The sequence below is a fragment of the Streptomyces sp. NBC_00076 genome, from assembly GCF_045041235.1.
Lineage (GTDB): Bacteria > Actinomycetota > Actinomycetes > Streptomycetales > Streptomycetaceae > Streptomyces.
On sequence record NZ_CP108242.1, the window covers coordinates 10,439,371 to 10,465,050 of the forward strand.

Annotated in this window: 21 protein-coding genes and 3 pseudogenes; 11 read left to right on the top strand and 13 right to left on the bottom strand. The window is 69.0% G+C overall.

Features of this window, described 5'->3' with window-relative positions; translation table 11 throughout:
* Positions 1–51 precede the first annotated feature (51 nt).
* Positions 52–1,323, bottom strand: coding sequence for an MFS transporter (locus OHA64_RS46585; protein ID WP_405623370.1), 1,272 nt, complete (start codon positions 1,321–1,323; stop codon positions 52–54).
* Positions 1,324–2,382: 1,059 nt separating this feature from the next.
* Between OHA64_RS46585 and OHA64_RS46590 the strand changes: the two genes are divergently transcribed.
* Positions 2,383–2,622, top strand: a complete 240-nt coding sequence (locus OHA64_RS46590; protein WP_405624403.1) for a hypothetical protein — start codon at positions 2,383–2,385, stop codon at positions 2,620–2,622.
* Between the two features lie 106 nt (positions 2,623–2,728).
* Positions 2,729–2,948: pseudogene (locus tag OHA64_RS46595) on the top strand (hypothetical protein); the annotation flags it as partial.
* Here OHA64_RS46595 and OHA64_RS46600 read toward each other — a convergent pair.
* The 3 genes from OHA64_RS46600 to OHA64_RS46610 form a co-directional block, all read right to left on the bottom strand.
* On the bottom strand, positions 2,884–3,033 hold the full coding sequence (locus OHA64_RS46600) for a hypothetical protein (protein WP_405623372.1): 150 nt from the start codon (positions 3,031–3,033) through the stop codon (positions 2,884–2,886). The pseudogene OHA64_RS46595 and the gene OHA64_RS46600 sit on opposite strands and share 65 nt — an antisense overlap.
* Positions 3,034–3,161: 128 nt before the next feature.
* Complete coding sequence (locus OHA64_RS46605; RefSeq protein ID WP_405623373.1) at positions 3,162–3,572, bottom strand: hypothetical protein; 411 nt, start codon at positions 3,570–3,572, stop codon at positions 3,162–3,164.
* Between the two features lie 36 nt (positions 3,573–3,608).
* Positions 3,609–4,415: a TNT domain-containing protein gene (locus OHA64_RS46610; protein WP_405623375.1), complete on the bottom strand. Its 807-nt coding sequence runs from the start codon at positions 4,413–4,415 to the stop codon at positions 3,609–3,611.
* Between the two features lie 617 nt (positions 4,416–5,032).
* Here OHA64_RS46610 and OHA64_RS46615 point away from each other — a divergent pair.
* Positions 5,033–5,683, top strand: a complete 651-nt coding sequence (locus OHA64_RS46615) for an FMN-dependent NADH-azoreductase (protein WP_405623376.1) — start codon at positions 5,033–5,035, stop codon at positions 5,681–5,683.
* A 560-nt stretch (positions 5,684–6,243) separates the two neighbouring features.
* Here the strand turns inward: OHA64_RS46615 and OHA64_RS46620 are convergent.
* Together OHA64_RS46620 and OHA64_RS46625 are read right to left on the bottom strand one after the other, a co-directional pair.
* Positions 6,244–7,665: an MFS transporter gene (locus OHA64_RS46620; RefSeq protein ID WP_405623378.1), complete on the bottom strand. Its 1,422-nt coding sequence runs from the start codon at positions 7,663–7,665 to the stop codon at positions 6,244–6,246.
* A gap of 112 nt (positions 7,666–7,777) precedes the next feature.
* On the bottom strand, positions 7,778–8,098 hold the full coding sequence (locus OHA64_RS46625) for a GYD domain-containing protein (RefSeq protein WP_405623381.1): 321 nt from the start codon (positions 8,096–8,098) through the stop codon (positions 7,778–7,780).
* Positions 8,099–8,312: 214 nt separating this feature from the next.
* On the opposite strand from OHA64_RS46625, the pseudogene OHA64_RS46630 reads away from it, so the two are divergent.
* Positions 8,313–8,399: pseudogene (locus tag OHA64_RS46630) on the top strand (IS5/IS1182 family transposase); the annotation flags it as partial.
* On the opposite strand, the gene OHA64_RS46635 reads toward OHA64_RS46630, so the two are convergent.
* From OHA64_RS46635 to OHA64_RS46645, 3 genes are all read right to left on the bottom strand, one after another.
* Entirely contained in the window at positions 8,392–9,444 is a 1,053-nt protein-coding gene (locus tag OHA64_RS46635; protein WP_405623382.1) for a zinc-binding dehydrogenase, read from the bottom strand. The pseudogene OHA64_RS46630 and the gene OHA64_RS46635 overlap by 8 nt on opposite strands.
* Positions 9,390–9,803 carry a hypothetical protein gene (locus OHA64_RS46640; protein WP_405623383.1) on the bottom strand — a complete coding sequence of 138 codons (414 nt, stop codon included), beginning with the start codon at positions 9,801–9,803 and terminating at the stop codon, positions 9,390–9,392. Before OHA64_RS46640 ends, OHA64_RS46635 begins: the two co-directional genes overlap by 55 nt.
* Before the next feature lie 577 nt (positions 9,804–10,380).
* Positions 10,381–10,566: a hypothetical protein gene (locus tag OHA64_RS46645; protein ID WP_405623384.1), complete on the bottom strand. Its 186-nt coding sequence runs from the start codon at positions 10,564–10,566 to the stop codon at positions 10,381–10,383.
* A 298-nt stretch (positions 10,567–10,864) separates the two neighbouring features.
* Between OHA64_RS46645 and OHA64_RS46650 the strand changes: the two genes are divergently transcribed.
* Positions 10,865–12,049: a type III polyketide synthase gene (locus OHA64_RS46650; RefSeq protein ID WP_405623387.1), complete on the top strand. Its 1,185-nt coding sequence runs from the start codon at positions 10,865–10,867 to the stop codon at positions 12,047–12,049.
* 169 nt (positions 12,050–12,218) lie between these two features.
* Here the strand turns inward: OHA64_RS46650 and OHA64_RS46655 are convergent, their stop codons facing one another.
* Positions 12,219–14,381 carry a SpoIIE family protein phosphatase gene (locus tag OHA64_RS46655; protein ID WP_405623388.1) on the bottom strand — a complete coding sequence of 721 codons (2,163 nt, stop codon included), beginning with the start codon at positions 14,379–14,381 and terminating at the stop codon, positions 12,219–12,221.
* 655 nt (positions 14,382–15,036) lie between these two features.
* On the opposite strand from OHA64_RS46655, the gene OHA64_RS46660 reads away from it, so the two are divergent.
* The 5 genes and pseudogenes from OHA64_RS46660 to OHA64_RS46680 all read left to right on the top strand — a co-directional run bounded on the left by OHA64_RS46660 (position 15,037) and on the right by OHA64_RS46680 (position 19,341).
* Positions 15,037–16,080 carry a PDR/VanB family oxidoreductase gene (locus OHA64_RS46660; protein WP_405623389.1) on the top strand — a complete coding sequence of 348 codons (1,044 nt, stop codon included), beginning with the start codon at positions 15,037–15,039 and terminating at the stop codon, positions 16,078–16,080.
* A gap of 47 nt (positions 16,081–16,127) precedes the next feature.
* Positions 16,128–17,342 (top strand): cytochrome P450, encoded by a 1,215-nt coding sequence (locus OHA64_RS46665; RefSeq protein ID WP_405623391.1) that lies wholly within the window; start codon positions 16,128–16,130, stop codon positions 17,340–17,342.
* A gap of 55 nt (positions 17,343–17,397) precedes the next feature.
* Positions 17,398–17,865 (top strand): annotated as a pseudogene (locus OHA64_RS46670) (zinc-binding dehydrogenase); the annotation flags it as partial.
* A gap of 113 nt (positions 17,866–17,978) precedes the next feature.
* Positions 17,979–18,437 (top strand): MarR family winged helix-turn-helix transcriptional regulator, encoded by a 459-nt coding sequence (locus tag OHA64_RS46675; RefSeq protein ID WP_405623392.1) that lies wholly within the window; start codon positions 17,979–17,981, stop codon positions 18,435–18,437.
* A 100-nt stretch (positions 18,438–18,537) separates the two neighbouring features.
* Positions 18,538–19,341: an MBL fold metallo-hydrolase gene (locus OHA64_RS46680; RefSeq protein ID WP_405623393.1), complete on the top strand. Its 804-nt coding sequence runs from the start codon at positions 18,538–18,540 to the stop codon at positions 19,339–19,341.
* Positions 19,342–19,675: 334 nt separating this feature from the next.
* Here the strand turns inward: OHA64_RS46680 and OHA64_RS46685 are convergent, their stop codons facing one another.
* From OHA64_RS46685 to OHA64_RS46695, 3 genes are all read right to left on the bottom strand, one after another.
* Positions 19,676–22,387 carry a GH92 family glycosyl hydrolase gene (locus tag OHA64_RS46685; protein ID WP_405623395.1) on the bottom strand — a complete coding sequence of 904 codons (2,712 nt, stop codon included), beginning with the start codon at positions 22,385–22,387 and terminating at the stop codon, positions 19,676–19,678.
* Positions 22,388–22,875: 488 nt separating this feature from the next.
* Positions 22,876–23,355, bottom strand: coding sequence for a nucleoside deaminase (locus OHA64_RS46690; protein WP_405623397.1), 480 nt, complete (start codon positions 23,353–23,355; stop codon positions 22,876–22,878).
* A 208-nt stretch (positions 23,356–23,563) separates the two neighbouring features.
* Complete coding sequence (locus tag OHA64_RS46695; protein WP_405623399.1) at positions 23,564–24,547, bottom strand: BtrH N-terminal domain-containing protein; 984 nt, start codon at positions 24,545–24,547, stop codon at positions 23,564–23,566.
* An 80-nt stretch (positions 24,548–24,627) separates the two neighbouring features.
* Here OHA64_RS46695 and OHA64_RS46700 point away from each other — a divergent pair, with 80 nt between their 5' ends.
* Entirely contained in the window at positions 24,628–25,578 is a 951-nt protein-coding gene (locus tag OHA64_RS46700) for a MerR family transcriptional regulator (protein WP_405623401.1), read from the top strand.
* The last annotated feature ends 102 nt before the right edge of the window (positions 25,579–25,680 follow it).

Sequence of the window (25,680 nt, forward strand, 5' to 3'; positions counted from 1 at the left end):
CCCGGCGCATCCAGGTTGGATGTTGCTTTGGTCGTGAGTCGGGTGACGGCTTCAGCGGTCTGCGGAGCGGTCGGGGGGCGCCGGGATCGACGGATCGCCGGTGTCGCGGCCGTCGGGTGTGGTGGGGCGTGGGACCCGCAGTGCGGCGACCGCCGCGATGGCGACGCAGAGGGCGGCGAGGTCCGCGGTGATGCTGATGCCCGCCCGCTGTCCGAGGACGGCGCCGCAGAGCATGCCCGCCAGCGTGGCGGCTGCCTGGAGCATGCCGTAGGCGGAACTGACGCGGCCGAGAAGGGCGTCGGGGGTGCAGCGGGCGAGGTAGGTGTCGACGGTGACCAAGAAGCACACGCCGGGCGGTCCGATGAGGACGAACAGTACGAGGGCCCAGGCGAGATTGCGGATATTGAAGGTGACTGCGAAGACCACGCTCAGGCCGGCCAGACTGCTGATCATGACCGTGCGGTCGGAGAGGTGTGCGGCGGTGGCCCGACTGAGCGGGGCTCCGGCCAGGTAGCCGGCGCCCAGGGCGGCGAACAGGAGGCCCAGTGTGCCGGCTCCGGCGCGCAGAAGGGTGCCGGTGTAGGGCACGAGCAGGGCGGTCAGGGCCGCGTTCCCGAGGAAGAAGACCGAGGCTGCGGCGAGCACGGCAGGGAGCCCTGGGGCCGTGAGGAGGTGCATGGTTCCGTCTCGCAGGTCGCTCGCGAACCGTCGCAGCACTGTGGTGTCTTTGCGGTGTGGTCGCGAGGCCGGTTCGGGGCGGTGGCGGATGGTGGTGATCAGGAGGGCGGAGGCGAGGTAGCTGGTGGCGTCGAGAGACACCACCGGGGCGAAGCCGACCAGTGCGTAGAGGGCGCCGCCGAGTGGACCGCCGACCAGCCGTACGGTGCCGGCGACCAAGGCGAAGAAGGAGTTCGCCGCGGCCAGTTGGGGACCACGCCCGACAAGCGCCGGAACGAGGGCTCGCCGGGCAGGGCCGAAGAACTGGCCAAGACTTGCCTCTCCGATCAGGGCGACGTAGATGAGCCAGACCTGGTCCGGATGGTGGACGAGGAGCATGAGCGCGACCACCGCTGCGCGTGACAGGTCGACGGTGAGCATCGTGCGGCGGCGGTCCCAGCGGTCGGCGAACACACCGGCCACTGGGCCGAGGAGGAGCGCGGGTACGGTCTCGGCTGCCAGTGACAGCCCGGTGGCCAGCGTCGATCCAGTCAGGCGGAGCACGAAATAGGGTGCGGCGACCAGCAGTAGCCAGTCTCCGAGGCTGGACAGGAGTTCGGCCGTCGCCACCAGACGGTAGTTGCGTACCCGCAGGACTTCGAACACGGCAGCCCTCTCATCCCTGTGCTCCGACATCGGTCACGGCTGCGAAGGAATGAGTTCGACAGCTGCTTCTGTCGGCACTTCGGTTAGCACTCTCCATACGAGAGTGCTAACAGGTGGGTAGCAGCACTGAGTGCTGTGACGCAAGGGCTCGCCAGGCCCGCAGTGCTTCCGGAGCGCCTCCGTGCGCTCGCGGGCCGGCAGGACGCCGCCCCGAAACCGGCTCGACCTAGCCACGGCTTTCGTCGAATCTGCCGCCACCACTCGAACGGGGAACTACCCTCCAGCCGACGCGCAGGTCGACGAACACCGCGGCGCCCGAGCCCACGCGTCCGTGTCCGGCCACCTGGCACCGCTGACCACCTCGGCCGTCCGGGCCGGGGCCGATACCCAATGAGATCCACCAACGTGAAGTTCCTTGTCATGGGGCTGGTGTGAGCTGTCGGTCGAGTTCTCGCCATCTACCGCGGCGATTGGGGTTTGCCGCCCCTCGCTCTACGGCGGCCTCGACAAAGGGGCCGCACCGGCGCCTGACTTCCGGACCAACTCTCCGTTCCGGGCCACTCGTTGGGCGCTCACTTGGCCGGACGGTCCACTTGCCTAGGTCCGCGGTAAGGGGCGCCGGCCCCATGCCGCACTGTTCGGTGAGGACGTTGCGGATGGTGAACGGCGGCGGGGCGGCGCCGGCGGGCGAGGAGGGGCGCGGTCCGTGCCGGCGGGGCGAGGCGGTCCTGGTGTGCACGTTCCTCGGTGATCCGGGTTTGCGTGTCGGCGGGCAGGGCGGCGGTGCACGTGAAGGTGTAGGAGCCGCCGGGGTGTCGGGGTGGGGGACCCACGGGGGGATCGGAGCAGTCCGCCGACCAGCCCCGGGGAGTTCGGACTTCGGTGCGGACAGCCCCGTCATGGACTTCCGAAGCAGTCGCGAAAAGGTGCATAAACTAAATATCTCTAATTAAGCGGGTGTGTCAGCGATAAACGCCTAAAGAGGATGCGTGCTATATCTGTGACCAGTCGGGCACGATCCGTAAGGGTGGTCGTGCCTGTGAAGGAATCGGAGACGTGATGCACAAGTTCAAGAAGGCTGCGGCCGTAGCGGCGATGGTCGGCGGCCTCGGTCTTGTCGGCAGCGGGGTTGCCAGCGCCAACGGTGGCCACGACGACCCCTTCGACGCCGTCGTCAACAACCTGCAGATCGTGGGCTGCCAGCAGGGCTTCGAAGCCGGCGCCATCTTCGCTCCGGTCGGTTCGGGCACCGGTGACACGAACCAGAACATCGGCAACTTCTGCACGGTGATCGGTTAATCCAGAGCTGGACAGCTGGGTCTCGCACCACGAGTGCGGGACCCGCTCCCATGTAGCAGCAGTTGGCCGCGGCGAGGCCGAGGAAAGCCAGGTAGTAGCGGGTTAGCGCATCGGAGTGCGCATCGCCCGAAAGGCGTCGAGTCCAGCGAACGACCAGGACGCCGAGGTGTCCGACTCAACCCCGCTACGAACGCAATCCCGTTGACTACCTGGCCTTTCTCGGCCTCGCCGCAGCCCTGTGCGACAGGCGACTCGTCCGTCTCACCACGCATAGGACGCCGTCGGCACCGTCAGCTCGTATGCCACCGACCTCGCACTGTTGGTGACCGCTACCTGCAAGAACACCGGCATCGCCAGCGCCCGTGCCGACAGGGTCCGCATCAGCTCCATCATCTGCATTGGCTTCATCACTGCGAGACGCCACCCTGCCGGACCACGACCCGCTCGTAGCGTTTTGAAGGCGTGCGGTCGCAAGGCGACCCGCCGGTCCGCGCGCCGAGGGCCGCAGTCATGAGCGGGCTGCGGCCCTCGGCGTGTGGTCAGCGGCCTGGATCCCCTCGGGCATGCTGCCCGGTATCCCTTTGCGGTGGCTGTTGGGCGGCGATTTCCAGTGCCCGCGCCAGCTGCTCGCGGGCGCGGCGCCGGATGCCCTCACTGTCGTGCAGGAGCTCCTCGGTCTCCTCGGGAGTGAGCGGCGAGGGCGGCGAGCTGCGGTCGGTCAGCTCGGCGTAAAGGCTGCGGCAGGCCCGGTCCTCGTCAGGGAAACGCTCCAGCACCGTGCGCATGCCCCGCTGCTGGACGCCCACCACCCACTCACCAGCCTGTTCCTCCAGGTAGAGGCGGTCCTCCGGCCTGGGGCCGCCGGGGGAGCCAGGACAGTCTGCGATCTCGTACAGTCCTGCCGGGACCCCGGCCGCGCTCAGCGCCTCGCACAGCTGGTGACGGTCCATGTCCCGCCCCTGCTCCTGCCCTCGGCCCTTCCGCGATCAGTTCGCCCGCTTCAGGTGGTGGTTGCCCACCAGGGAGTTCACTGTCGCGCCGGTCTTCACATGGGGGCAGTACTTGGTCTGCTTGGCGTTGACCGAGGTGACGTACTGCACACCCAGGCCGGGTTGCTCGAAGGCCGGGGCGACAGGCCCGGTACACACGAGGGTGTCCTTCTTCACCCGGTACAGGCGGTAGTCGTAGGGGTACCGCGGGTCCTGGGTGTTGAGGTTGGACGGCGGAATCGAGCGTTCACCGTACTTGGCACCGGCCGGCGCGAGGAACTTGCCGAACTCATTGCCGAAGCGGTCCAGGAGCTGGCCGCGCTTGAGGGTGATCTCGGCCGCGATGACGTTCCCCTGCTTGTCATGGGCGAAGCCGTCGTCCGGGATCTTTGAGTACTTCCAGTCGCCCTGCCCGAAGTTGCCCGCCGGGTCCCACCATTTGTTGAGGAACTCCACCGGGGTGAGGCTGCCGAACCGGTCGTAGCCTCTGAGGATGTTGCCGAGGATCCCGGTGTGCGGCAGCTTGGCCGGGCCGAACCGCCAGTCGTTGCACGTGAATTGCGTGTGTGCGTAGGGGTAGGGCGACGGCACCAGCCCCAGGCAGCGCGCCTCCTGGCCGTCCGCTGCGGGCCGGAGGTCCTGTTGCCGCTGCTTGCCCTCCTGGGCTGCCTGTTCACCCGCCGGCGGCGGGGCGAAAACCGCCGGTGTCAGGGAGCGATCGACGGTGGAGGTCTGCGTGTCCACGGCAGCGGACGGGGGAGCACTGAGCAGAAGGGAACCGGCAAGGCCTGCCGTCGCGGCCATGCTCGCGCCCCATAGACGGATTGCCACTCATACCTCCGAAAGATCGAGTCCACAGGGCGTCAGAAGCACCCCGACCCATCACAGAAGCCCCGGCGAGGCACAGCAACACAGGCGGGCCGAACGGGCGCACCCGCCACTCGTTTGCCAGTCGGCCTCCCTCGTGACTGTGGACGCCGGAAGGGCGGGACGGGAGTCCAGAGGAAGGAGTGCGGGCGGGTAGCAAGAGCAGCCGCAGCAGGCGGTACGTGGAGGAGCGCAAACGGGGACGTGCTTGCGCTCGGTTGCTGGAGGTGGCCCGCTCCTCCACGGGTCGCGCGGGCTCGCTGTGACTGAGCGACTGCCCCGGTTGGCCTCTGAGTCTTGTGGTTGGCGGCCTTGTGCTCGGCAGTGGCTGCCTAGCTGTCCTGGGCACAGGCGATGCCGCCTTGGGCGGTGATCTGGATCACGACCGCTGGACCTCAACCCTGCTTGAGGAAGCAGGATGTTGCCCACAGCAGGGCGGTCGCGGAGGCAGCCCTGCAACCCGCGCACCAGATGATCCGCCGACGAAGTCTCCGTGGGCTGTGCGACCCGTCCGGGTTGCCTGGCCGCGGACCACTCAGCTCAGGAGAACAACCATGGCCACGCTGCTGCACATCGATACTTCCCTCAACCGCGAGAACTCGCACTCCCGCGCTGTGACCGCCGCGTTCCGCGAGGCATGGGAGAACGAGCACAAGCAGAGCACGGTGATCTACCGTGACCTCGACGCCGAACCCATACCCCATCTGCAGGCCGCCGCCTACTACGCCGGCTACACCCCAGCCACCGATCAGTCCCCCGAGGAGCGGGCCGCCTTCGCTCTGCGCGCCAAGCTGATTGAGGAGGCCGAGGCGGCGGACGTGATCCTGCTCGGCGCCCCGATGTACAACTACTCGATCCCCTCGACGCTGAAGGCTTGGCTCGACCACGTCTTCGCCGTAGGCCGCACGGCGATGACCGAGAACCCCTCGCTCGGAGGCAAGCCTGCCGTCGTCGTGACCAGCCGCGGCGGGTCGTACCAGCAGGGCACACCCCAGCATGGCAACGACTATGTGCAGAGCTATCTGCACCAGGCCCTCGGCACCGGTCTCGGCTTGGATGTCACCTTCATCGTCCCCGAGCTGACCCTGGCCCCGACCGTTCCCGCGATGGCCGACTTGGTCCCGCTCTTCGAGGCCTCCCGCACTGAGGCCCTCACGGCCGCCGAGACCCACGCCAAGGAACTGTTGATGCGTCTGGCCGCATAGCGCCCCCGCGTCCCGCGCGCGATAACGCCGGCCTCCCGCCGGGCGTCGTGATCACCGGAAGGAGCGGAGTCTGCCAGCTCTTGTGCCGTGGTGCCGGTCTGACCAGCTCAGGTGATCGGTAGTCGACTTGGCGCCCGGCGACTCTCCTGCCGAGTCGGACACCGTCAACCGCGCGGCCAACTGTCGTGCTCAAGGGGCCGACTGGGACGCTCGGACGCACCCGCAGAGGGGGGCGACAGGCAGCGGCAGGGGCGCCGCCCAGTTGGAGGCGGAGGAAGTCTCCGAGACACCCGGAAGACGGTCGCCTGATCAGCAGGATGAATCGCCATGCGATCCTCATGTACGACCAGGTCCGCCCACCCGGCCATCACCGGTACACGATCCACCGCCCCTGATGGTCCTCCCAGCCGTTCGCCTTGCTTGTCTTGCCGTTTGTCTCCGCCACGCACTGCTTCTCCAGCTTCTGCATCACTCTGCGGACGTAGGGCCACAGCCGGTTGGCGACAGCTGTGAATCCGTGTTCTGCCAGTCATGCGAAGTTCACATGTGCGCTGGCGTCGTCAGCTCTTCGCCTTGGACCTCTTCGGCACGCACAGCCACGCGAGGCCTGCGGCGGTCAGGTAGGCGAGCGCGCCGATGGCCATGCTCGTGCGCAGCCCCGTGTTGTAGTCGGTGGCTGTGGCGAGCAGGCTGCCGCCGAGCGCTACGCCGGTGGCGCTGCCGACCTGGCGGGTGGTGTTGAACAGGGCGGAGGCTGCCCCTGAGTACTCCGGGGGCGCGGCACCCATCACGGTGGCGGTCGAGCCGGTGAGGGCGAAGGAGGTACCGAATCCCGCAGCCATCATCGGGGCCACCAGCAGCACGTAGGCGGGGTCGGCTCCCGCCGAGGCCCAGCCGGCCAGACCCAGGGCAGCCAGGAGCATGCCGGAGATCACCAGCGGACGGTCGCCGGTGCGGCGGCTGAGGCGTCCGGACAAAACGGAGGCGAACATGGTCATCGCCACCGCCGGGAACAGCGCCAGCCCGGTGCCGAGGGCGCTGTAGCCGCGCTGGTGCTGGAATTCCAGGCTGGCGGTGAACACCATTCCGTAGAAGCCGAAGTTGAACAGCAGGCCGATGACGGATCCGCCGCTCATCGTACGAGAACGCAGCAGGCTCACGGGAAGGACCGGTGAGCGGGCCAGCCGCTCGCGTACCACGAACGCCGCGGCTGCCAGCACGGCCAGGCCCATCCCGGCGAGAACAGTCACATCTGACCAGCCCCGCCGCCCGGCCTCGTTGAGCGCCGCGGTCAGTAGCGCCACCGCCGCGACGACCGCGCACTGTGCCGGCCAGTCCAAGGCGCGGGTGGCCCGGCGGGGCGAGCGTGTCACATGCCGCAGGGTCAGCACCAGGCAGGCCGCACCGACCGGCAGGTTGATGAAAAACACCCAGCGCCACCCCACCGTGGTGACGAGCAGCCCGCCCAGCAGCGGACCGGCTGATGCCGCGATGCCCGCCATCGAACCCCACAGCCCGAAGGCCCGCGAGCGGGCGGCCGGCGCCGGGTAGGACTGCTGGAGCAGAGCCAGGGAACCGGGCACGATCAGCGCCGCACCGAGCCCCTCCACCAGCCGGGCCGCAACCAGGAAGGGGGAGTTCGGCGCGAGCGCGCACGCGGCCGAGGACACGGTGAAAACCGCCACACCCGAGCAGAAGACACGACGGTTGCCCAGCCGGTCGCCCAGCGCGCCACCGGTCAACAGGAACCCGGCGAACACCAGGGTGTACCCGTCGGTGATCCACTGGACGCCGGTGAGCGATGCCGACAGTTCACGGCCGATCACCGGCACCGCGACATTGATGACCGTCACATCCAGGATCACCATGAAATACCCGGCACACACCGCCAGCAGCGGTGCCCAGGACCGTCGCCCGGACTCCGGGGCCGCCTCGGGAGAGGGCATGGACTCGTTCCCACCGGCCGACCCCGCGAACGCCACGGTCCCCACTCCATCCCGTCCGCGGAACCACTACACCAAAAGCCATGTGGCGTGCGCTCAGCCCCGGGCCGCCTCTGCCGACCCCGCCCACGCATCCGCCGGCAGGAGTCCCCTACGCGCCTGGGGCGCGGAAGGCGACCTCTCGGCGGGCGGCCTCGTCGATCTCGTCGAGGGTGAGGAGCGGGGTGGCCCGGGTGCGGAGAGCGCCGCTGGCCTTGACCGTGAGGCTCGCGGCGGCCATGGAGACCGGGTCGGGGAAGTCGAGGATGAGGACGATGTCGTCCTCACCGAAGGCGAAGTACATGGCCTCGACCGTGCCACCCAGGCCGGTGACGACCTGGTCGACGGCGGCGCTGCGGCTGCTCGCGCCCTCCTCGAGCAGCCCCTTGGCTCCATCGCGTGTGTAGGTCGCCTGGATGAGGAACTTCGGCATCGGGTCGCTCCTTGGCCATCGCTTGTCCGGTCTACGCAAGGACCTTCCCGTAGGCTCGGCGCCTGCCACTCACCACAGGGCCGGGTTCACCCGGACAGCAGGGGCCGCCGGTCACGACCGGTCGTCGTGCCAGGGGAGTCCGTCACCACGTAACGGGGGATCAACCGGCAGGACGAATCTGAGGTTCACGAACTCGGACGATCACGATCACGAACTCGGCCGATCCCGAGGCGGACTGGCCAGCGAAAACCAACTTGCCTGCGACGGCAACGGTCGGCCCTTGGCTGTTCTGCTCAGCGCTCAACACCGCTGCCGACGGCGTGGAACTGAGCGCCGCGCAGATCGAGAAGCTCAACCTGCTCCCGGCGGTCCCACACCACCTCGTCGTTCACCCGGACGACGAAGACACCGCCCGTGCCGGGCTTCAGGGAGGGGGTCGCCTGGGGGTATACGCCTTGGGCGATGAGGGCCTCGATCTCGACGAGAAACGACTGGTAGACGGACGGGGCTGCGGCCGCCAGTGCACCGATGTGCAGGCCCTTGACTTGGACCTGGTGGGGGAATACCAGGTCGTGCGTGGTCAAAGTGGCGTCGCCGGAAGCGGCACCGAACACCACGATGCGTCCTGTGAAGGGTTTGGTGACCGACAGGCTGACCTTGAACGTGGCCTGTCCCACCGATTCCAGGACCAGGTCGACACCGCCGGTCATGCGGGTGATCTCCTCGGCCAGATCGGGGCGTGTGCTGTCCAGGACAGCGTCGGCGCCGAGCTCTTTGACGGTGTCGTGCTTGGCCGGTGACGCCGTGGCGATCACGCGCGCACCGTAGTGGCGGGCGAGGCGGACGGCGGCCTGCCCCACGCCTCCGGCCGCGGCATGAACGAGCACCACGTCACCTGTCTTGATCTCGCCCAACGGCTTCAGTGCCGCCAAGGCGGTGGCCCAGTTCAACACCGGGCCGAGGGCCTCGATGTCGCTCCAACCGGCGGGTACGGGAAGTGCAGCTGCGGTCGGCATCGTCATGTACTGCGCGAAGGCGCCCGGGCCGGCCCCGACGACGTGGGTGCCGAGCGGAAGCGGGCCCTCGACGTCCGGACCGATGCCCACGATCTCGCCAGCGGCTTCGAAGCAGTCGCGGAACCCGTTGCTGCAACGCCCGGGGACGATCAAGCCCTCATCCTCGTAGTGCCGTAACGATCGCGCACTCACGCCGCTGGCCCGGGAGGCTTCGCTGAATCTTCCAGCACACTGGTTGACCCTCTGGCGTAACTTCTCGCTGAGCCCGCGGCGACTCAGTTGCCGGATGGGCGCCTCAGATGACGAGTTGGTTCGCTGGAGGCCAGCCATCGCCAGCGTCGGCGCTCCGTGACGAGGGTGGCGGCGGCCAGCAGGGTCACCGGGCCCGCCGCCCACGCAGGCCAGGCCAGCCACGACGAAGCCACGGCCGCGGCGAGTTGGACAAGCACCAGAAGGATCGTGACCCAACCCGGTACTGCGATGATCACGTGCGCCTTGTCACCCGGGGTGGAGAAGCACGTGGGAAGGCCGATCAGGAACACCACGGACAGGGCCGCAAGCAGCCATGAGTGGCTGGCCAGCGCCCAAGGGGTCGCCACCCAGGCGACGAGTTCCAACGCGAAGCGCAGAACGGACGCACTGCGGTCGTCCGGTCGTGCCGAAATCGTTTCCCCAGCAGCGTCGGTCACCAGCGGACGATCTCACGCCTGCCACACAACGGCCAAGAGCCTGGGCGCCGTTGCCCACCCCATAAGCCTTTCCCGCATCCCGTACAGCCGGTGACGACTGGCGTCACAGGCCCGCTCAACCCAGGCAGATCATCGAAGCGAAAGGCAGCCCTCGTGTTGGAGTGGCGGTCCCGCAAGAGCGCCCCTGATGCACCACCAGCCCACCACCCTCCACACATCGCCTCTGACCAGGCCGGACAGCGGCACGCCGCTGGAGCACCAGTCGAAGAAGTCGCATTCCATGAAGGCGAGGCAGACGACCGTTCCGTCCTCCTCCACTGCCTCGTAGCCGTCTGACGTGCAGCGGGTCGAAGGGATCGCTGCACAGGACGGCGTATCCGTCCACCGCTGCCGGTTCGTAGGCACCGTATCCGTCGCCCCACTCGGCCGCGACGATCCGGGCGGCATCCGCCTGCGGCAGAACGACCATGCTGACCCGGGCCACCGCCGGCCCGGCGCCCTCGTCGTGCCAGTAGAAGCCCACGTACACCGGGGCGGTGCGCAGGCCGGAGGGCAGGTTGCCGTGAACCCAGCTACCTTAGGTCGTCATTGCGTACCAGGTGACCCCTTCCGCCAGCACCAGCTCTCCGACGTACGCGAACCATTCCGGCCGCCTCATTACCCCCTCGCCGTTGGGATCGAGGTGATCCGCCCACCGCCATAACAGGGCGTCCATCGTGTCCGCGGGGGTGGCGGAGGCGGGCGAGTCCTTGGCTGCTGTCATGGCGCACAGCGTGGCAGGGGGGTGCGACACTGCACGGCCTGACCAGCTGGTCCCAGGCTGACGGCAAGTCAGATAAGACCTGTGGAACCGCTTTGGGCGCCTCAGTGGTGTGCTGCGTATCACGCCCTCAAGGGTCGCCCAAGTTGTCTGCATCACAGCGGATATGTCCCTTTGGCGTTCATGCTCGCAGGCGTAGCGACTCCCGAAGTGGGGCCCGTTGGTATGGGTGAGAAGTTCCAAAATGTCCCATTATCGCCCTCGTGACGTTCCTCCTTGTTCCCCTGGAAAGGTGCCCATCATGGCCGCTTACCTCTGTCCCCCTGCCGTGATACACGGCGAACACACCGTGGAGACCAGCCAGATCGTGGCGGAGGTGCGCGACCGGCACCCGCACGCCGCGTGGGCGCCGCGGATCGACGGCATCGCGGCCAGTACGGGCATCGAGACCCGCGGGTGGATGCTGCCTCTGGAGACCGCCGTCGCGCCCGGCGACGGCAGTGGCCTGCGGGCCGTCGGCATCGGCCCCGCTCAAAAGGCGCTGGCACGTGACGGGTTCACCCAGCAGGACGTGGACCGTGTGATCGCCGCCCTAGAGTCGATACCCGCGCCGCAGACCGTCCAGGAGCGCACCGCCCCGGCCTGGGAAGCCGTGCAGTCCTACGGGGAGCGTGCGGCTCGCGGGGCACTGCAGACAGCCGGGTTGGACGTCGCGGACGTCGACTGCCTGATCACCAGTCACTCCACCACCCCGGCGCTGCCGGGTCTGGACATCGCCCTGGCGAACAGGCTTCCGCTCCGCAACGACGCGATGCTGCTGCCGGCTACGCAGTGGGCCTGTGTCGCGGGGACCCGTTCCCTGGCCCTGGCGGCGGATCTCGTGGCAGCGGACCCCGACCGCGTGGTCCTGGTCGTGATCGCGGAGGCGCTGAGCACGACCTACCAGCCCGCGGACGACACCATCGAGTCCCTGATCGTCCGGTTGCTGTTCGCGGACACCGCGGTCGGCGCGGTGGTCACGGGCCGCCCGAGACGCGAGTCGGTGCTACGGCTGGACGCCGCCTGGCACCACACCCTGCCCGGCACCCAGAACCTGCACCGCCTGGACACGCGGGCGGACGGCACCCACTTCGTGATGGACCGGCGAGGGCCGCGCGCCGTACAGGAGACGGTCACCGCGATGTGGGAATGGCTGCGCCTCCGTTACCAGGACGACCCCGACTCCTGGCACCCCGACGTGCTGCTCGCGCACCCCGGCGGGACCAGGGTGCTGGAGTACATGGAGCAGACGATGCCCGACGCGTGGCCGTCGGGGCTGTTGGACTACAGCCGGGACAGCTACACCAGCGGCAACCGTGGGGGCGCCGCCGTGTTCGACATCCTGAGGCGGGCGCACGACGCCGGGCAGAAGCCGGGCCATCGCGCCGTCCTGTACGCGGCGGCACCGGGGCTCACCGCCACCGCCCTGGAAGGGGAGTGGCTGTAGAGGGAGCCCGCGCCACCGTGCCGGCAGCAGACGGGCGGCCCGCATCACCGGTCACGCCACCGGGATCGCTGAGGATGCGCCCGTACCGTCGGTGCCGTCGGCTGTGGCGCACGACGCCCCGGCCCTCGCCGCACTCGCGTGCGGGGGCGCGCCCCGCGCCGCAGCCGCGTCACCTTGCGACTTCCGCCCAGACCACCTTGCCGGTGTCCGTCCACCGCACCCCCCACCGGGTGGTGAGCCTGTGCACGATGTGCAGGCCACGCCCGCCGTCGTCGAGAAGGCCGCCCCGGCTCAGATGTGGCCTGCCGTTGCCGGTGTCGCCCACCTCGCACAGCAGGCTGGGACCGGCCCTGATCAGCCGTATCGTGATGGGCCCGGTGGCATAGCGCACCGCGTTGGTGACCAGTTCGCTGACCAGCAGCGGTACGTCGTTCTGGGTGCCGCCCCTGGTGTGCCATTGCCGCAGCAGCGCCAAGACGTGCGCGCGGGCACGGGCGGGCGCGTCGTCGCGGGCGGGCAGCCGCCAGGTCGCGGTGTCCTCCTTGCGGTAGCCGATCATGCGTGCGAGCAGCAGGGTCACGTCGTCGCGCTGGCGCACGGGCGCCAGCGCGGAGACGACGTGCCGTGCGGCCTGCTGCAGGGCGTCCCAGGGGTGCACCGTGGACACGGCATCCGCCAGTCTGCTGATGCTCTCGTCGATCGACAGGGTCCGATCCTCCACCAGGCCGTCGGTGTAGAGGGCGAGCAGGGAGCCCGGGGGCGCCCTGAACGTGTGCACGTCGAACGGCTCCCGCAACGCGAACTCGGCCCCCAGACCGGGGTGAGGACGGATCGGGAGGGGACCCGCGTGCCCGTTCGGAAGCATCAGGACCGGGGGGAGGTGGCCGGCGCTGGAGAGCGCCACATGGTGGCTGACCGGGTCGTAGAGGGCGATGCAGCAGGTGGAGCCGAGGGCGCTGTAGCCGGCCGTCAGCCCGGACTCCGTGTCGTCCAGCAGCGTCACGGTCTCGTCCAGGTGCTCCAGCACCTCGTCGGGTGCCAGCCCCGCCGACAGCAGCGCGCGTGCCTCCATACTTAGCTGGCCCATGGCTGCCGCGGCTCCCAGGCCGTGCCCGACGACGTCACCGACCACCAGCGCGGTACGACCGTCCGGCAGCGGGAAGCTGTTCACCCAGTCGCCGCCGACGCCCGCGCTGTCGGGGGTGGCGGGCTGGTAGATGCTGGCGATCTCAATGGTGTGGCCGCCGGCCCGGGGCAGCAGCCGGCGCTGCAACGCCAGCACCTGCGTGTGCTCGCGCTGATGCTGACGGGCCAGATCGACGTGATGGGCGGTCCTGGCCACCAGTTCTTGCAGGTCGAACAACTCGCTGTCACGGAAGGGGCAGCCCGCCCGCCGCCAGACCTCCGCCACGCCCAGCACGACGGGCGGCGCGGAGTCCAGAACCAGCGGTATGCACGCGACACTCGCCGACCGGTCACCTGGCACCAGGGCACGTACCACTCGCGGACTGTCGAGTAGCCGCTCGACCGACTCCCGGTCGGGTATGACGATGGCCTGCGGAGCATCGTTCCGCAGTACCGCCTGTGCCAGCAGGCGACTCGCGTCGCTCGGAAGATCGCCGCCCGGAGTCACGTAACCCTCGGGCCACGCCCTGTCCGGCACCAGGGCTGCCCGCCGTAGCCGGATGCGGCCCTGCGCCTGGTCGGTGACTCCCTCGCCCGTCCACACGGCGAAGTCGAGGTCGACGGCGGCCACGTCTCCCCAGGCCAGCAGTGACTCCGCCAGCGACTGCGCGGTCTCGCCGATGTCCAGCGAGGTGCCGATCGCGTTCTCGGCGGCGTACAGGTGCAGCCTCCTGGCCATGGCGATCAGGGAGACGGTCAAGCCGTCATCAGGTGCCGCGGCGGGCAGGATGCTCATCGAGACCACCAGCTCCGACCCGTCGCCCCGCCGCAGGCGCTGGATCCGGGCGACGTGCGCCTCACCGATCTCCAGGACCTGCCGCAACCGCCGTGTGACCGTCGGTACGTCCCCGGGGGGCAGGAGATCGGCGAAAGGACTCCCGGCAGCGGGTTCCAGACCCGCGAATACGGGGGCGTCCAGATTGCAGCGGGTGATTCTCAGATCCCTGTCCAGGTTGACCACGCCGAGAATCTGATCCTGCCGGGCGTCTGTCGGGCCGTCGGGTATGCGCCGGCGGGGGGCGCGGTCGCCCTGCGCGTTGCCAAGACCGGCGGCCGCTGCCGCTCCGCCGCGCGGGATGTAGCGCCCCAGGGCGCTGCTGACCAGGTCAAACGGCGACGAGGGCGAGGGGGTGGGTGTGGAGTCCATGCGGCCCTCTCGACAATCCCCGGCGCGGTGCCGGGGCCGTACTCGGACCCGTGCGACGGGGCCCGGAGACCCCTGACCGCACACCTCATTGAATAACACCGGGGGGCGCTTCGCCCACACCAGAGGATCGCGCGGTGAACGGCGACGGTGAGGAATGCCGCGGCCGGGGGGCCGTGCTCACCTTGCCGGGGGCGTCGCCCGCCAGCCTCGGGGACCGTCGCAGGACCACTGGGCGCCGACTGTTGGTGCGAGATCGGCGGCCGATCCCCAGCGGTGCCAGAGGGCTACGCGGAGTGACCACTCGCGGTGCCTGTCGGCGGTCCGCTGTCAGTCAGGTATGGCAGGCCCTCGTTCCATCCGCCCGTACCCCCGCTCGCAGCCGCCATGAGTCAGGTGCCGAACAACACCGGACACCGACCTGGCGCCGGGCCACGTCCGTCGTACCGGTCGTGCGGACCCCGGCACGTGGCGCTTCCCGCGCGCTGGGGCACCGGAAACCCGGCGCGGCGTCACGAGCGCGGTGACCCACGTGCCGGCAGCGCGGCGGCCGTATGACCGTCGGTGGAAGTTCGTCTCTCACTGATTGAGAATGCCGTCGCGACCGTCTGTCGTCCGCGCGCATCCTGCCTGCAACCCAACGACGGGAGGCGACAACGTGGTCGGAACCAGTGAGGTCGCGGATGCCGGGTCCGGCGTCGCCGCGGGGCGGTCGACGCCGAGGAACGCGGCGACTCTGACGGTTTCCGCGAAGGAGGATGTCGCCGAGGGCGTCGTGGCACTCACTCTCGCTCACCCGGACCGCGCCCGGCTGCCGGACTGGACGCCGGGCTCTCACATCGACCTGGCCCTGCCATGGGGGCCCCGCCGCTCGAACGAAGCCGGGAGTGGGGGAGGGGCGACCAGACAGTACTCCCTGTGCGGCGACCGATGGGACGCGCACACCTACCGGATCGCCGTGCTGCGGGATCCCGCGGGCCGCGGCTGCTCCGCCTATGTGCACGATCGGTTGCGTGCGGGAGACCGCGTCGGGGTCGGCGGCCCGCGCAACCACTTCCCCCTGGTGCCGTCGGAGAAGTACCTGTTCATCGCGGGCGGCATCGGCATCACCCCGTTGCTGCCCATGGTGCGCCAGGCCGAACTGCTCGGTACGGACTGGCAGTTGCTGTACGGCGGGCGTACACGGTCGTCGATGGCCTTTCGCGAGGAGCTGACGGCTGCCCACGGCGAACGGGTGCACGTCGTCCCGCAGGACGAACTCGGGCTGCTGGACCTGGCGACCTGGCTGGGCACACCGCGGCCGGACACCAAGGTGTACTGCTGCGGCCCCGCTCCGCTGCTCGCCGCCGTCGAAGCGGCGTGCGCCGCCTGGCCACCGTATGCCCTGCGGGTCGAGCGCTTCACCGCCGCCGCGCAGACCGCGTCGGTGCGGGACGCGCCCTTCGAGGTCGAGTTGCGCCGCACCGGACGTAGCATCACCGTCACCCCGGAGGTCTCGGTGCTGGATGCGGCGCGTCGCGCCGGTGCCGACGTGCTGTCCTCCTGCGAGCAGGGCACCTGCGGAACATGTCTGACACCGGTGCTGGACGGGCAGCCGGACCACCGGGACTCGGTGCTGGCCGACCATGAACGGGCGGCGAACGACTGCATGTTCCTGTGCGTGTCGCGTTCCTGCGGCGACCGTCTTGTTCTCGATCTCTGAGACCGATCTCTGATGTCCGAGACGTCTTCACTTCTCAAGGAGCCGTGATGACCGAGGCACTGGACGGTGCCGTCGTGCCGCCCGTCAGTGACGCCGACCCGTTCGCCCACGAGGTCCTGCTGGACCCCGAACCGCTGCACCACGCCCTGCGCGAGGCCGGTCCGGTCGTGTACCTCTCGCGCTACGACGTCCACGCGCTGGCCCGCTACGAGCAGGTGCACGCCGCCCTGGTGGACTGGCAGCATTTCGAGTCCGGCTCGGGCGTCGGCCTGGCCAACTTCCGGCACGAGAAGCCGTGGCGTCCGCCGAGCCTGCTGCTGGAGGCCGACCCGCCCCGGCACGACGCCCCGCGCCGGATCCTGCGCGAGATCCTCGCCCCGCCCGCCCTGCGTCGCCTGCGCGCGTCGTGGGCCGTGGCGGCCGAGGAACTCGTCGACCAAGTCCTGGCCGACGGGAACGAGTTCGACGCCTTTACCGCGCTGGCGGAGGCCTTCCCGCTGCGGGCCTTCCCGGACGCGGTGGGCCTCGGTCCACACGGCCGGGAGAACCTGCTGCCGTACGGCAACATGGCCTTCAACGCGTTCGGCCCGCGCAATGACCTCGTCGCGGCGGATGCCCACCGGGTGGCCGAGCTGTCGGTGTGGGTGAACGCGCAGTGTGAACGGGAGGCGCTCAGCGAGGACGGCTTCGGCGCGCTGATCTGGGCCGCCGCCGACCGAGGCGAGCTGACGCACGAGCAGGCGCCGTTGGTGGTGCGGTCGCTGCTCACGGCCGGCGTCGACACCACCGTGCACGGCCTGGCGGCCTGCCTGTACGCATGTGCCACTCACCCCGAGGAGTGGCAACGGCTGCGGGAGCAACCGGAGTTGGCGCGGGCCGCGTTCGACGAGGCGGTCCGCTGGCAGTCGCCCGTGCAGACCTTCTTCCGCACCGCCACCACCGACGTGACCATCGCCGGCACCGTCATCCCCGAAGGCACGAAGATCCTCATGCTCCTCGGCGCGGCCAACCGCGACCCCGACCGCTGGACCTCCCCCGGCCGCTTCGACCTCACCCGCGATCCCTCGGGCCACGTCGGCTTCGGCATGGGCCTGCACCAGTGCATCGGCCAGCACGTCGCCCGACTGGAGGCCGAGGCGCTGCTGACCGCCCTGGCCCACCGCGTCGAGCGGATCGAACCCACCGGCACACCGCACCGCCACCCCAACAACACCCTGCGCTCATGGGCGTCCCTGCCCCTACGCGTCCGGCCGACCGCCTGAACGGTCGGCGCGTCATCTCCGCTCATCTCCACGGAAAGCAAGGGAAACCAGCTGGGTGTGTCACACCGACCTCCACTACCGTGAGGGTGGCATCAAGGACGAGTTCCCCTTCCTGCTCGGTCACGACCGCGGGCGTCGTGGAGTCGGTTCGGCGAGGGTGTCACGGATGTGGCGCCCGGCGACTTCGTGGTCCTCAACTGGCGTGACGCGGCGGTGGTCGGCTCCCGGCTGGCGGGCGTGGCGAAGATCATTGCGGTGGACATCGACGACCGCAAGCTCGCCACCGCCGCGTCCCTGGGCGCCACGCACACCGTCAACTCGCGGGAACGGGACCTGGTGGAGGCGGTACGCGAGCTGACCGGTGGTTTCGGCGCGGACGTGCTCATCGAGGCGGTCGGCCGCCCGGAGAAATCAACAGGCCTTCTACGCCCGCGACCTGGCCGGGACTTTCGTCCTCGCCGGTGTGCCGACGCCGCAGATGAAGCTTGAGCTGCCGCCGACAACAACGTGGTGGCGGCGCGGCAGACCCCTTGATCGAGAGGCAGAAGCCAGCCGAAGAGCCTTGACCTCAAGCCTGGTTGAGTTTTTATGGTCGGTCTCGTCGAACCAGTTCAGGCAAAGACGGAGGGATTGGCCGTGGAGTACTCGCACAACGACGCCGAACTGATCCAGCAGCCCATCGGCTACTGGAGTTGGGCCGCCTTCAAGGCTGTCGTCACCCGAACCCGGGGCGCCCTCGCCGAGATCGGCACCACCCAGCCGCAGTGGTGGGTCCTCGCACAAGTCGCACGAGCCGACACGGTCAAAACCCGGGACGAGGTGTCCCGCCTCCTCAGGAACTACCTCGACACGGGCTCGCAGACCATGGAGTCGGAGATCGACACGACTATCGCCCAGGGCTGGACCACCGAGGATTCCGAGGGGCGCCTGAGTATCACCGCCGAGGGCAGTGCGTTCTACGACAAGGCCGCGGTCCTCCAGGACGAGCTGTGGGCGGAACGGCACGCGGGCATCTCCGACGAGGAGTACCTGACCACCCTCAAGGTGCTCCAGCGATTCATCCACAACACGGGCGGGCGTGCCTGGCACCACTAGGTTCCCTTCCTTCGATCAGGAGCGGAGCCAGAGCAGGAGGCGTGCGGCGGTGACGGTGAAAGGGTCCCACCCTGTGGATCATGTGTTCTAAGATCCCGTGATGAGTGATGAGCTTCCTCGCCTTACGGTCCTGGGGAGTGCGACGCCGTACCCGAGCGTGGACAACCCGTGCTCGGGCTATCTGGTGTCGAGCGGTGACACCCGGATCTGGGTGGATGCGGGGAGCGGGACGCTCGGCCCGCTGCAGCGGCATGTGCGGCTGGACGAGCTCGACGCGATCTGGATCTCCCACCTGCACGCCGATCACAGCGCGGACCTGCTCACCGCGTACTACGCCGCCCTGTACGCGGACATCCGCCTGGCGGCGCCTGTTCCGCTCTTCGGCCCGCCGGGAATCGCCGACCGGCTGGCCGGGTTCCTCACCAACACCTCGACTCGCAGTCCGGTCGAATCCGCCTTCGCCGTCACCGAGTTGCACGACGGGCACCAGGCGGCCATCGGCTCGCTGCGGCTGACCAGCCGGGCGGTGGCGCACGACATTCCGGCGTTCGCCGTGCGCATCGAGGCGGCCGGCACGTCGCTGGTGTACTCCGGGGACACCGCGCCGTGCCCGAGCCTCACGCAGCTGGCCGAGGGATGCGACGTGCTGCTGTGCGAGGCCGAGAGCGCACAGGCGCCGGCCGAGGGTGACCAGGTGCACCACACCCCCGAGGACTCCGGCGACACCGCCCGCGCGGCCCGGACAGGCCATTTGATCGTCACGCATGTCGGCCGCTTCCTCACCCCCCAGCAGGCGGTGGCCCGCGCCTCTGCACGGTTCGACGGTCTTGTCGACTACGCCGCCCCCGGTGCCACCTTCACCATCGGTCAGGCCACGACCGCCTCGGCGCGCTCGACGAGCTGACCGCGTTCGAAGCGGGCCCCGTCGCGAACCAGGGCGACGAGGTGGGGTGGGTTCACGGCTCGCCGGCGGGTCTGGGCGGACTCGACGGGCTCGAAGAGCGCTGCCAGGGCGACGGCTCGGGAGCCGGCCCCTTTGGTGACCTTCGTCCGCCGAGGAGTGGTGCGCGACCACTGGGATCCCGTTCGTCTACGCAGCCGTCGCCCGGGCGCGGCTGACGTCGCACGTGTGGGAACGGAACAGCACGGGCACCTCGACGCACCGCGGCACTCGGCCTGCCTGTTCGGCGGAAGGGCAATCCGCGCCGAACAGGCAGGCCGCGGTGGAGGGTTGTGTGTCAGCCGGCGTAGACCTCGAACTCTCTCAGCGCCCAGCCGTACCCGTCGGCCGGCGCGCCCGTCTTCGCGGAGGCCCAACTGTTGACGCTCAGCAGCACATAGCGGGCCTTCGTCGGCGCGAACGTGTACGCGTGCAGCTGACCGCACGTCGTGACGCCATAGGAAGAGCAGGTGGCCGTGCCGCCGGCGGCGGTCTCCGTGGCCACGGTGGTCCAGGTGGTGCCGTCGTCGGAGACCTTGATGTCGTAGTTCACGGGGTAGTTCTCCCAGTCGGGGTTGACCACCACGCGTCCCACGGTGGTGGCGGCGCCCAGGTCCACCCGTAGGCTCCACGGCGCACCGCTGGTTGACTGTGCCTCGGTCGCGGGGTCGCCGTCGACGGCGTTCTCGGTGGGTTTGCCCCAGTCGACCGCCGGGGTTCCGTCGATCATCGCGACTGGCTTGGACTGGGCGAGGTTGTGCGCCGCCGGGGGCGGTGTCGTCGAAGCGCTCCACGCCTGTGGTGCGGCATTCATGGTGAAGTCGAGGTGGCCGCCGCCCGTCAGGTCTGCCTGGCTGAGGAAGGGCTTGGTGATGCTCTTGCCGTTCAGGCTGAGCGCCTGCACGTACGGGCGGGACGCCGCGTGCGGGGACGAGATGACGAGCGGGCGGTCCGCCCCGGGAAGTCTGAGGGTGACCTTGTCGAAGAAGGGACTGCCCACGGCGTATTGGCCCGAGGCCGGGTTCACCGGGTAGATACCCAGGGCGGAGAGCAGGTACCAGGCAGACATCTGGCCAGCGTCCTCGTTGCCGGTGAGTCCGTCAGGGGTGTTGTGGTAGTTGGCGTCGGCGATCTGCCGTACCAGTTGCTGCGTCCGCCACGGTCGGCCGGCGTAGTCGTACAGGTAGGGGATGTGGTGGCTGGGCTCGTTGGTCTGGTTGTTGTGTCCTCCGGCGAAGTAGGTGTCGAGCCAGGAGGCGAAGGCGGTGTCCCCTCCCTTGAGGGCGATCAGGCCGGGGACGTCGTGGAGGACGTCGTTCGTGTACACCCACTGGTCACCCTCGGTCCAGGCACCGTCGGCCCAGGTGCCGTCGAGATTGCGGGCCTGCATGAAACCGGTCGCTGCGTTGTACTGGTTCCGGTAGTTCTTGCTGCGCTTGAGGAAGTACGCGGCGTCGGAGGCCTTGCCCGCTGCTCTGGCGACCTGCGCGACGGCCCAGTCCTCGTAGGCGAAGTCCAAGGTGCGCGCACCCGCTTCGGCTGTGCGGTCCGCCGCGACCCAGCCGTTCTTCAGATAGGTCGTCAGGCCCGCCCGGGCCTCCACAGGTGTGCCTTGCTGGCGGTCGCCGTACCAGAGCGTGGTGTCGTCGTCCGGCGGAGTCATCGCATCCTTGCGGACGGCCTGGTAGGCGAGGTTCAGATCGAAGCCGTGGAAGCCCTTGGCGATGTCCTCGGCGATCACCGAGTCGGCGTTCGTGCCCTCCATGATGTTGGTCTCGGTGAGGTTCTTCCACAACGGCAGCCAGCCGCCCTGCTGATAGTCCTGCAGCATGGAGGTCACCATGTCGTCGATGCGCTCCGGTGCGAAGAGGGTGAGGAAGGCGTTCTCCGCGCGGAAGGTGTCCCACAGCGAGTATCCGGTGTAGCTGACCCCCTTGTGCACCTTGTCGTCGTACGCGCTGTAGTAGCGGCCGTACTCGGACATCTCCGAGGGGTACTGCAGGGCGTGGTACATCGCGGTGTAGAAGATGGCCCGTTGGTCGTGCGTCGCGCCGTCGATGTCGACCCTGTCGAGCTTGTCGGCCCAGGCGGCCCTGGTCCTGGCCACCGTGGCGTCGAAGGTCTGCCGGTCGGGTACCTCCTTGTCGAGGTTGGCCCGCGCCTGGTCGACCGAGATGAACGAGGTCGCGATCCGTACGGTGACGTTCACGGTGCCGGACGGGAACCGCACGTATCCCGAGACATCCTGATCCGTGCGGTCGCTCTGCTGGTCGTACTGTGTGGCGCCGGTTGCGGTGCCGTAGCCGGCGAAGGGGGTGTCGAAGCGCGCTACGAAGTAGCCCTTGAAGCCGGGTGCCTTGAAGGGCCCGAGGTTGCTGTCCTGGCGGTCGGGGTTGTCACCACTGATCTCCCGCCGAGCCGGATCGATGTGCACGTCGCCTGTGACACCGGAGCGTGTCGCCTGCACCACGTAGTTCGCCCCCGTGCCCTGAGGGTAGGTCAGTCGCTGAACACCGACCCGGGAGGTGGCGGTGAGCTCGGCGCGGAGCGTCTGTCCGGCCGCAGGGTGCATGTTCACGGTGTACAACTCGGGCGAGGCCGTCTCGTCGCTGTGGCTGTAGGGCAGCCCGCGGTCCGCTGCGGTGGTCTTGACGGCGCCGACCCCGGGCATTCCGACCACGTAGCCGGAGTCGCCCATCCAGATCGCCGGCTGATGGGTGCCGATGAAGCCCGTGATCTTCGGGTCGCCGAGGTGGTACGGCAGGCGGCTGACGTAGTTCTCGCGCGTCATCGGGGACCACCGCGTCATCCCGAAGGGCGGTGCGGTACTTGGGATCATGCCCCCGTACTCGGTACTGCTGCTGCCGGTCGTCCCGATGAACGGGTTGACCCGGTCCACGTTCGACCCGGCAGAGGTGTCGTCCGCGGCCGCGGACGCAGGGTTCGCGGTGCCGAGCGGCGGGACGAGCGCGGCCAGCAGGGCGATGAGTAGGAGGACAGACCGGGTCAAAGCCGTCGGCTGTGGCCGTGTCCGGTGCGACAACAAGGCCCGCTCTCTGAAGCGGACAGGGTCCGTTCTGCCGTGCATGGAGTCTCCAAGGAGGTGCGTGCAGAGAGGCATGACAACGTTGCCGTGCCGTCGAGGCACATCTTGCTCGCGGTTGAAGCGAGGCGAAAGAGGCAGGAGGACACCTCGCGATGCAGGTGATGTCGCCGACGAGGTTTTTCGCCGGGCGCATCCGCCGTGAAGTCGCGGCCGACGAAGGCCCGGCACCTGCCGGCCGCGGCCATCGTTGGCCGAACCTCCTCGGCCGTGGCCAGGGCACCAGGCCCAGGTCACGCAGGGGGGTGGCAGACCAGCTCCGGGCCCGCGGCGACACCCCACCGGTCCAACTGCGCCGGGATGTCAGCCTGGAGAACCTCGTCGCGCGGCGATGCCGTCGGCGCGCATGATGAGGCCCGTGCGCTCCATCTGGCCGTCGAACCGCGTTGTTGCGTTCAGGATGCGCCGTGAAAGCGGCGGTGCAGGTCGCGCACCTGCTCCGCAAGTCCGGGAATCGGGCCCTCCACCACAAGGTCAGGGACGATGTCCCGGATCGGCAGGGTCCGCACAGGAGGCGCGGGAATCTCCAACTCGGCGAGCCAGGTCGCCAGTTGCCGGGAAGAGCTCACGTACACGATGCGACCCAGGCCGACCCAGCCATGCGCGGCGGCACACATGGGGCAGTGCTCACCGGAGGTGAAGACGGTAGCCGCCGCTCGCTCCCCGGGGGACATGTTCGCCGCGGCCCAGCGCGCCAGCTCGAATTCTGGATGGCGTGTCCGGTCGCCTGAGGCCACCCGGTTGTGGTCCTCGGCGAGGACGGTCCCGTCCGCGGCGACCAGCATCGAGCCGAACGGCTCGTCGCCCGCCTCCAGGGCCTCAGCCGCCAGTTCCACGCAGCGGCGCAGGTGCCGCAGCTCAGCGTCGTTCACCATGATGCCCCCAGCTCCCGTGATCTTCAGGATGCTAGACCCTCGATGCCCACGGCGCACCCGAATTGGCGGGACGGAGAACCCTCAACAGGTGCATGAATCCGGTCCTTGGTGGCACGGTCAGCGGGCCCCGTGGTCGGTGTGCCTGACCGTGCCGGTGAGGCCGCCGCCGGACCTGCGGCGTCCGCAGATGACCCGACGGGTACGACCCCTAGAGCATGCTGAGTGCCTGCATCGCGTCGCGTTCGATACGCGAGAGCTCGTGAAGGGTGGAGCCGGCCTGCATGAGGTTCTTCGCGTCACCGGATTCGCCTGCTGTCGCGACGAGTGCGGCCACCTGTGTCCAGAGGGTGGCGGCCTCGGTATACATGCTGTGGCCCGTGCGCAGATGGCTGCTGTCGATCAGCTGGGCACACTCGGCGAGGAAGTCCCGGTAGAGATTGCGGAACAGGGCGCCGCCGGTGCCGGCCCTCTCCATGAGGACGGCGGCCCGTGGCAGGTCCTCCCGCGGATTGTCGCTGCGCTGCAGCCACTTCGGTACCAGCTTGGCGGCCTTCTCGATGCCACGGTGGCCCAGGTTCGCGATGGGCGGGCTCAGGAAGGCGTCGGCGCAGGTCTTGATCGCGGGGATGATCCGGTCCTGCGGTGACGTCAGCCCGCGGGGCGCCGTGAGGGTGAAGGAGCGATGCCTGGCGGTCATGGGGCCGCGCTCGGCCCTGGCCCTGGCCAGGCCGGCGAGGCTGGTCGAGACGGCTCCGCCCTGCGGGTCGGTGTCCACCAAGTAGGCGTCCTGTTCGTCGTAGCCGTACATGGCCACGACGTGCCCGCCGAAGTGCACCTTGGTGCTGAAGTAGTCCAGGTGGTAGCTGTCGAGCTGGAGGCCGACCGGCCGACCGGCGTCGATGGGTGCCGCCACGTTCTGCCATGCCTTACGCGGAGAGGTGCTCTCCTCGACCAGCAGCTCAAGCCCGAGTACGTCGGCCAGGCTCCTGGTGAGCTGGAACGGCTTGACCCGGCCTCCCAGGAAGGGGAAGCCCATCCCTTTGCTGTCCCAGTAGATGAAGGACAGCCCGGAGCCAAGCCCGAACAGCATGGGCTCGGACAAGTCGAGTCCCTCATGTCGAAGGAGCACGCCCAGCGCCGTCGTCTCACAGTGCTGCATACCGCGGACATCGATGCCCTTCACCATGGCCATGCCGCTCATCCTTCCCCCTCACCAGACAAGTGCGGGCTCCGGTTGAGTCTCCCGTGGGGGGAGACAGCAAGCTGTTGGGCATGGACAGCGGCACGCTCTATTCCATCGGGGACCTATCCCGCCGGACCGGTCTGACGGTGAAGGCCATCCGGTTCTACTCCGACCAGGGCATCGTCCCGCCGACCGACCGGAGCCCGGCGGGCTACCGGCTCTACGGCCTCGACGCACTCGCACGCCTGAGTCTGGTCCGCACACTGCGTGAGCTCGGGCTCGACCTGGCGAGCGTGCGCAAGGTGCTGGAGCGGGAGGCATCCATAACCGAAGTCGCTGAAGCACACGCCGACGCCCTGGACGTACAGATACAGACCCTCCGCCTGCGCCGGGCAGTACTGCGAGCAGTCGCCAGACGCGGCCCCACCACCATGGAGATGGACCTCATGCACCGACTCGCCAAGCTCTCCCAGGCAGAACGGAGCCGCCTGGTGGCCGACTTCATCGACGACGCCTTCCGGGGGCTTGATGCCAACCCCGAGTTCGTCACCCTCATGCGATCCGCCATGCCGGTACTCCCCGACGATCCCGCGCCCGAACAGGTCGAAGCCTGGGTGGACCTTGCCGAACTCTGCCGGAACGCAGACTTCCGTATGACGGTTCGACGCATAGCCGAGGAACAGGCGGAAGAGTATTCCCACAAGGACATCAGCCGTCTGCAGGACGGCCTCGACCGAGCGATGCGTGAACGGATCGACGAAGCCGTGTCAGTCGGCATCCTTCCGCCCTTCGCCGGAGCCACACCCCTTGCCCACTCACTGGGCTGCCTCTACGGCCACGCATTCGAGCGCGCTGGCGACGGTGATCTGCGCCGCTGGCTCCTCGCCCGCCTGCAGATGACCGCCGACTCACACGCCGCGCGCTACTGGCAGCTCCTGGCGACCATCAATGGATGGCCCGCATCCCCGACTCTCGCCCCCGTATACACCTGGTTCACCACCGTTCTGAGCGGTGGTTCCAACGCGGCAGCGATGGCGTGAGCCTTCCGTCGAGTTGGCGCGTCCAAGGAAAGGCCTGTTTCTGCGAGGCGTCCGTCCATGAGGTGGAGTTGTCGTTGGATGCGGCGTACGCCGTACGAGCCG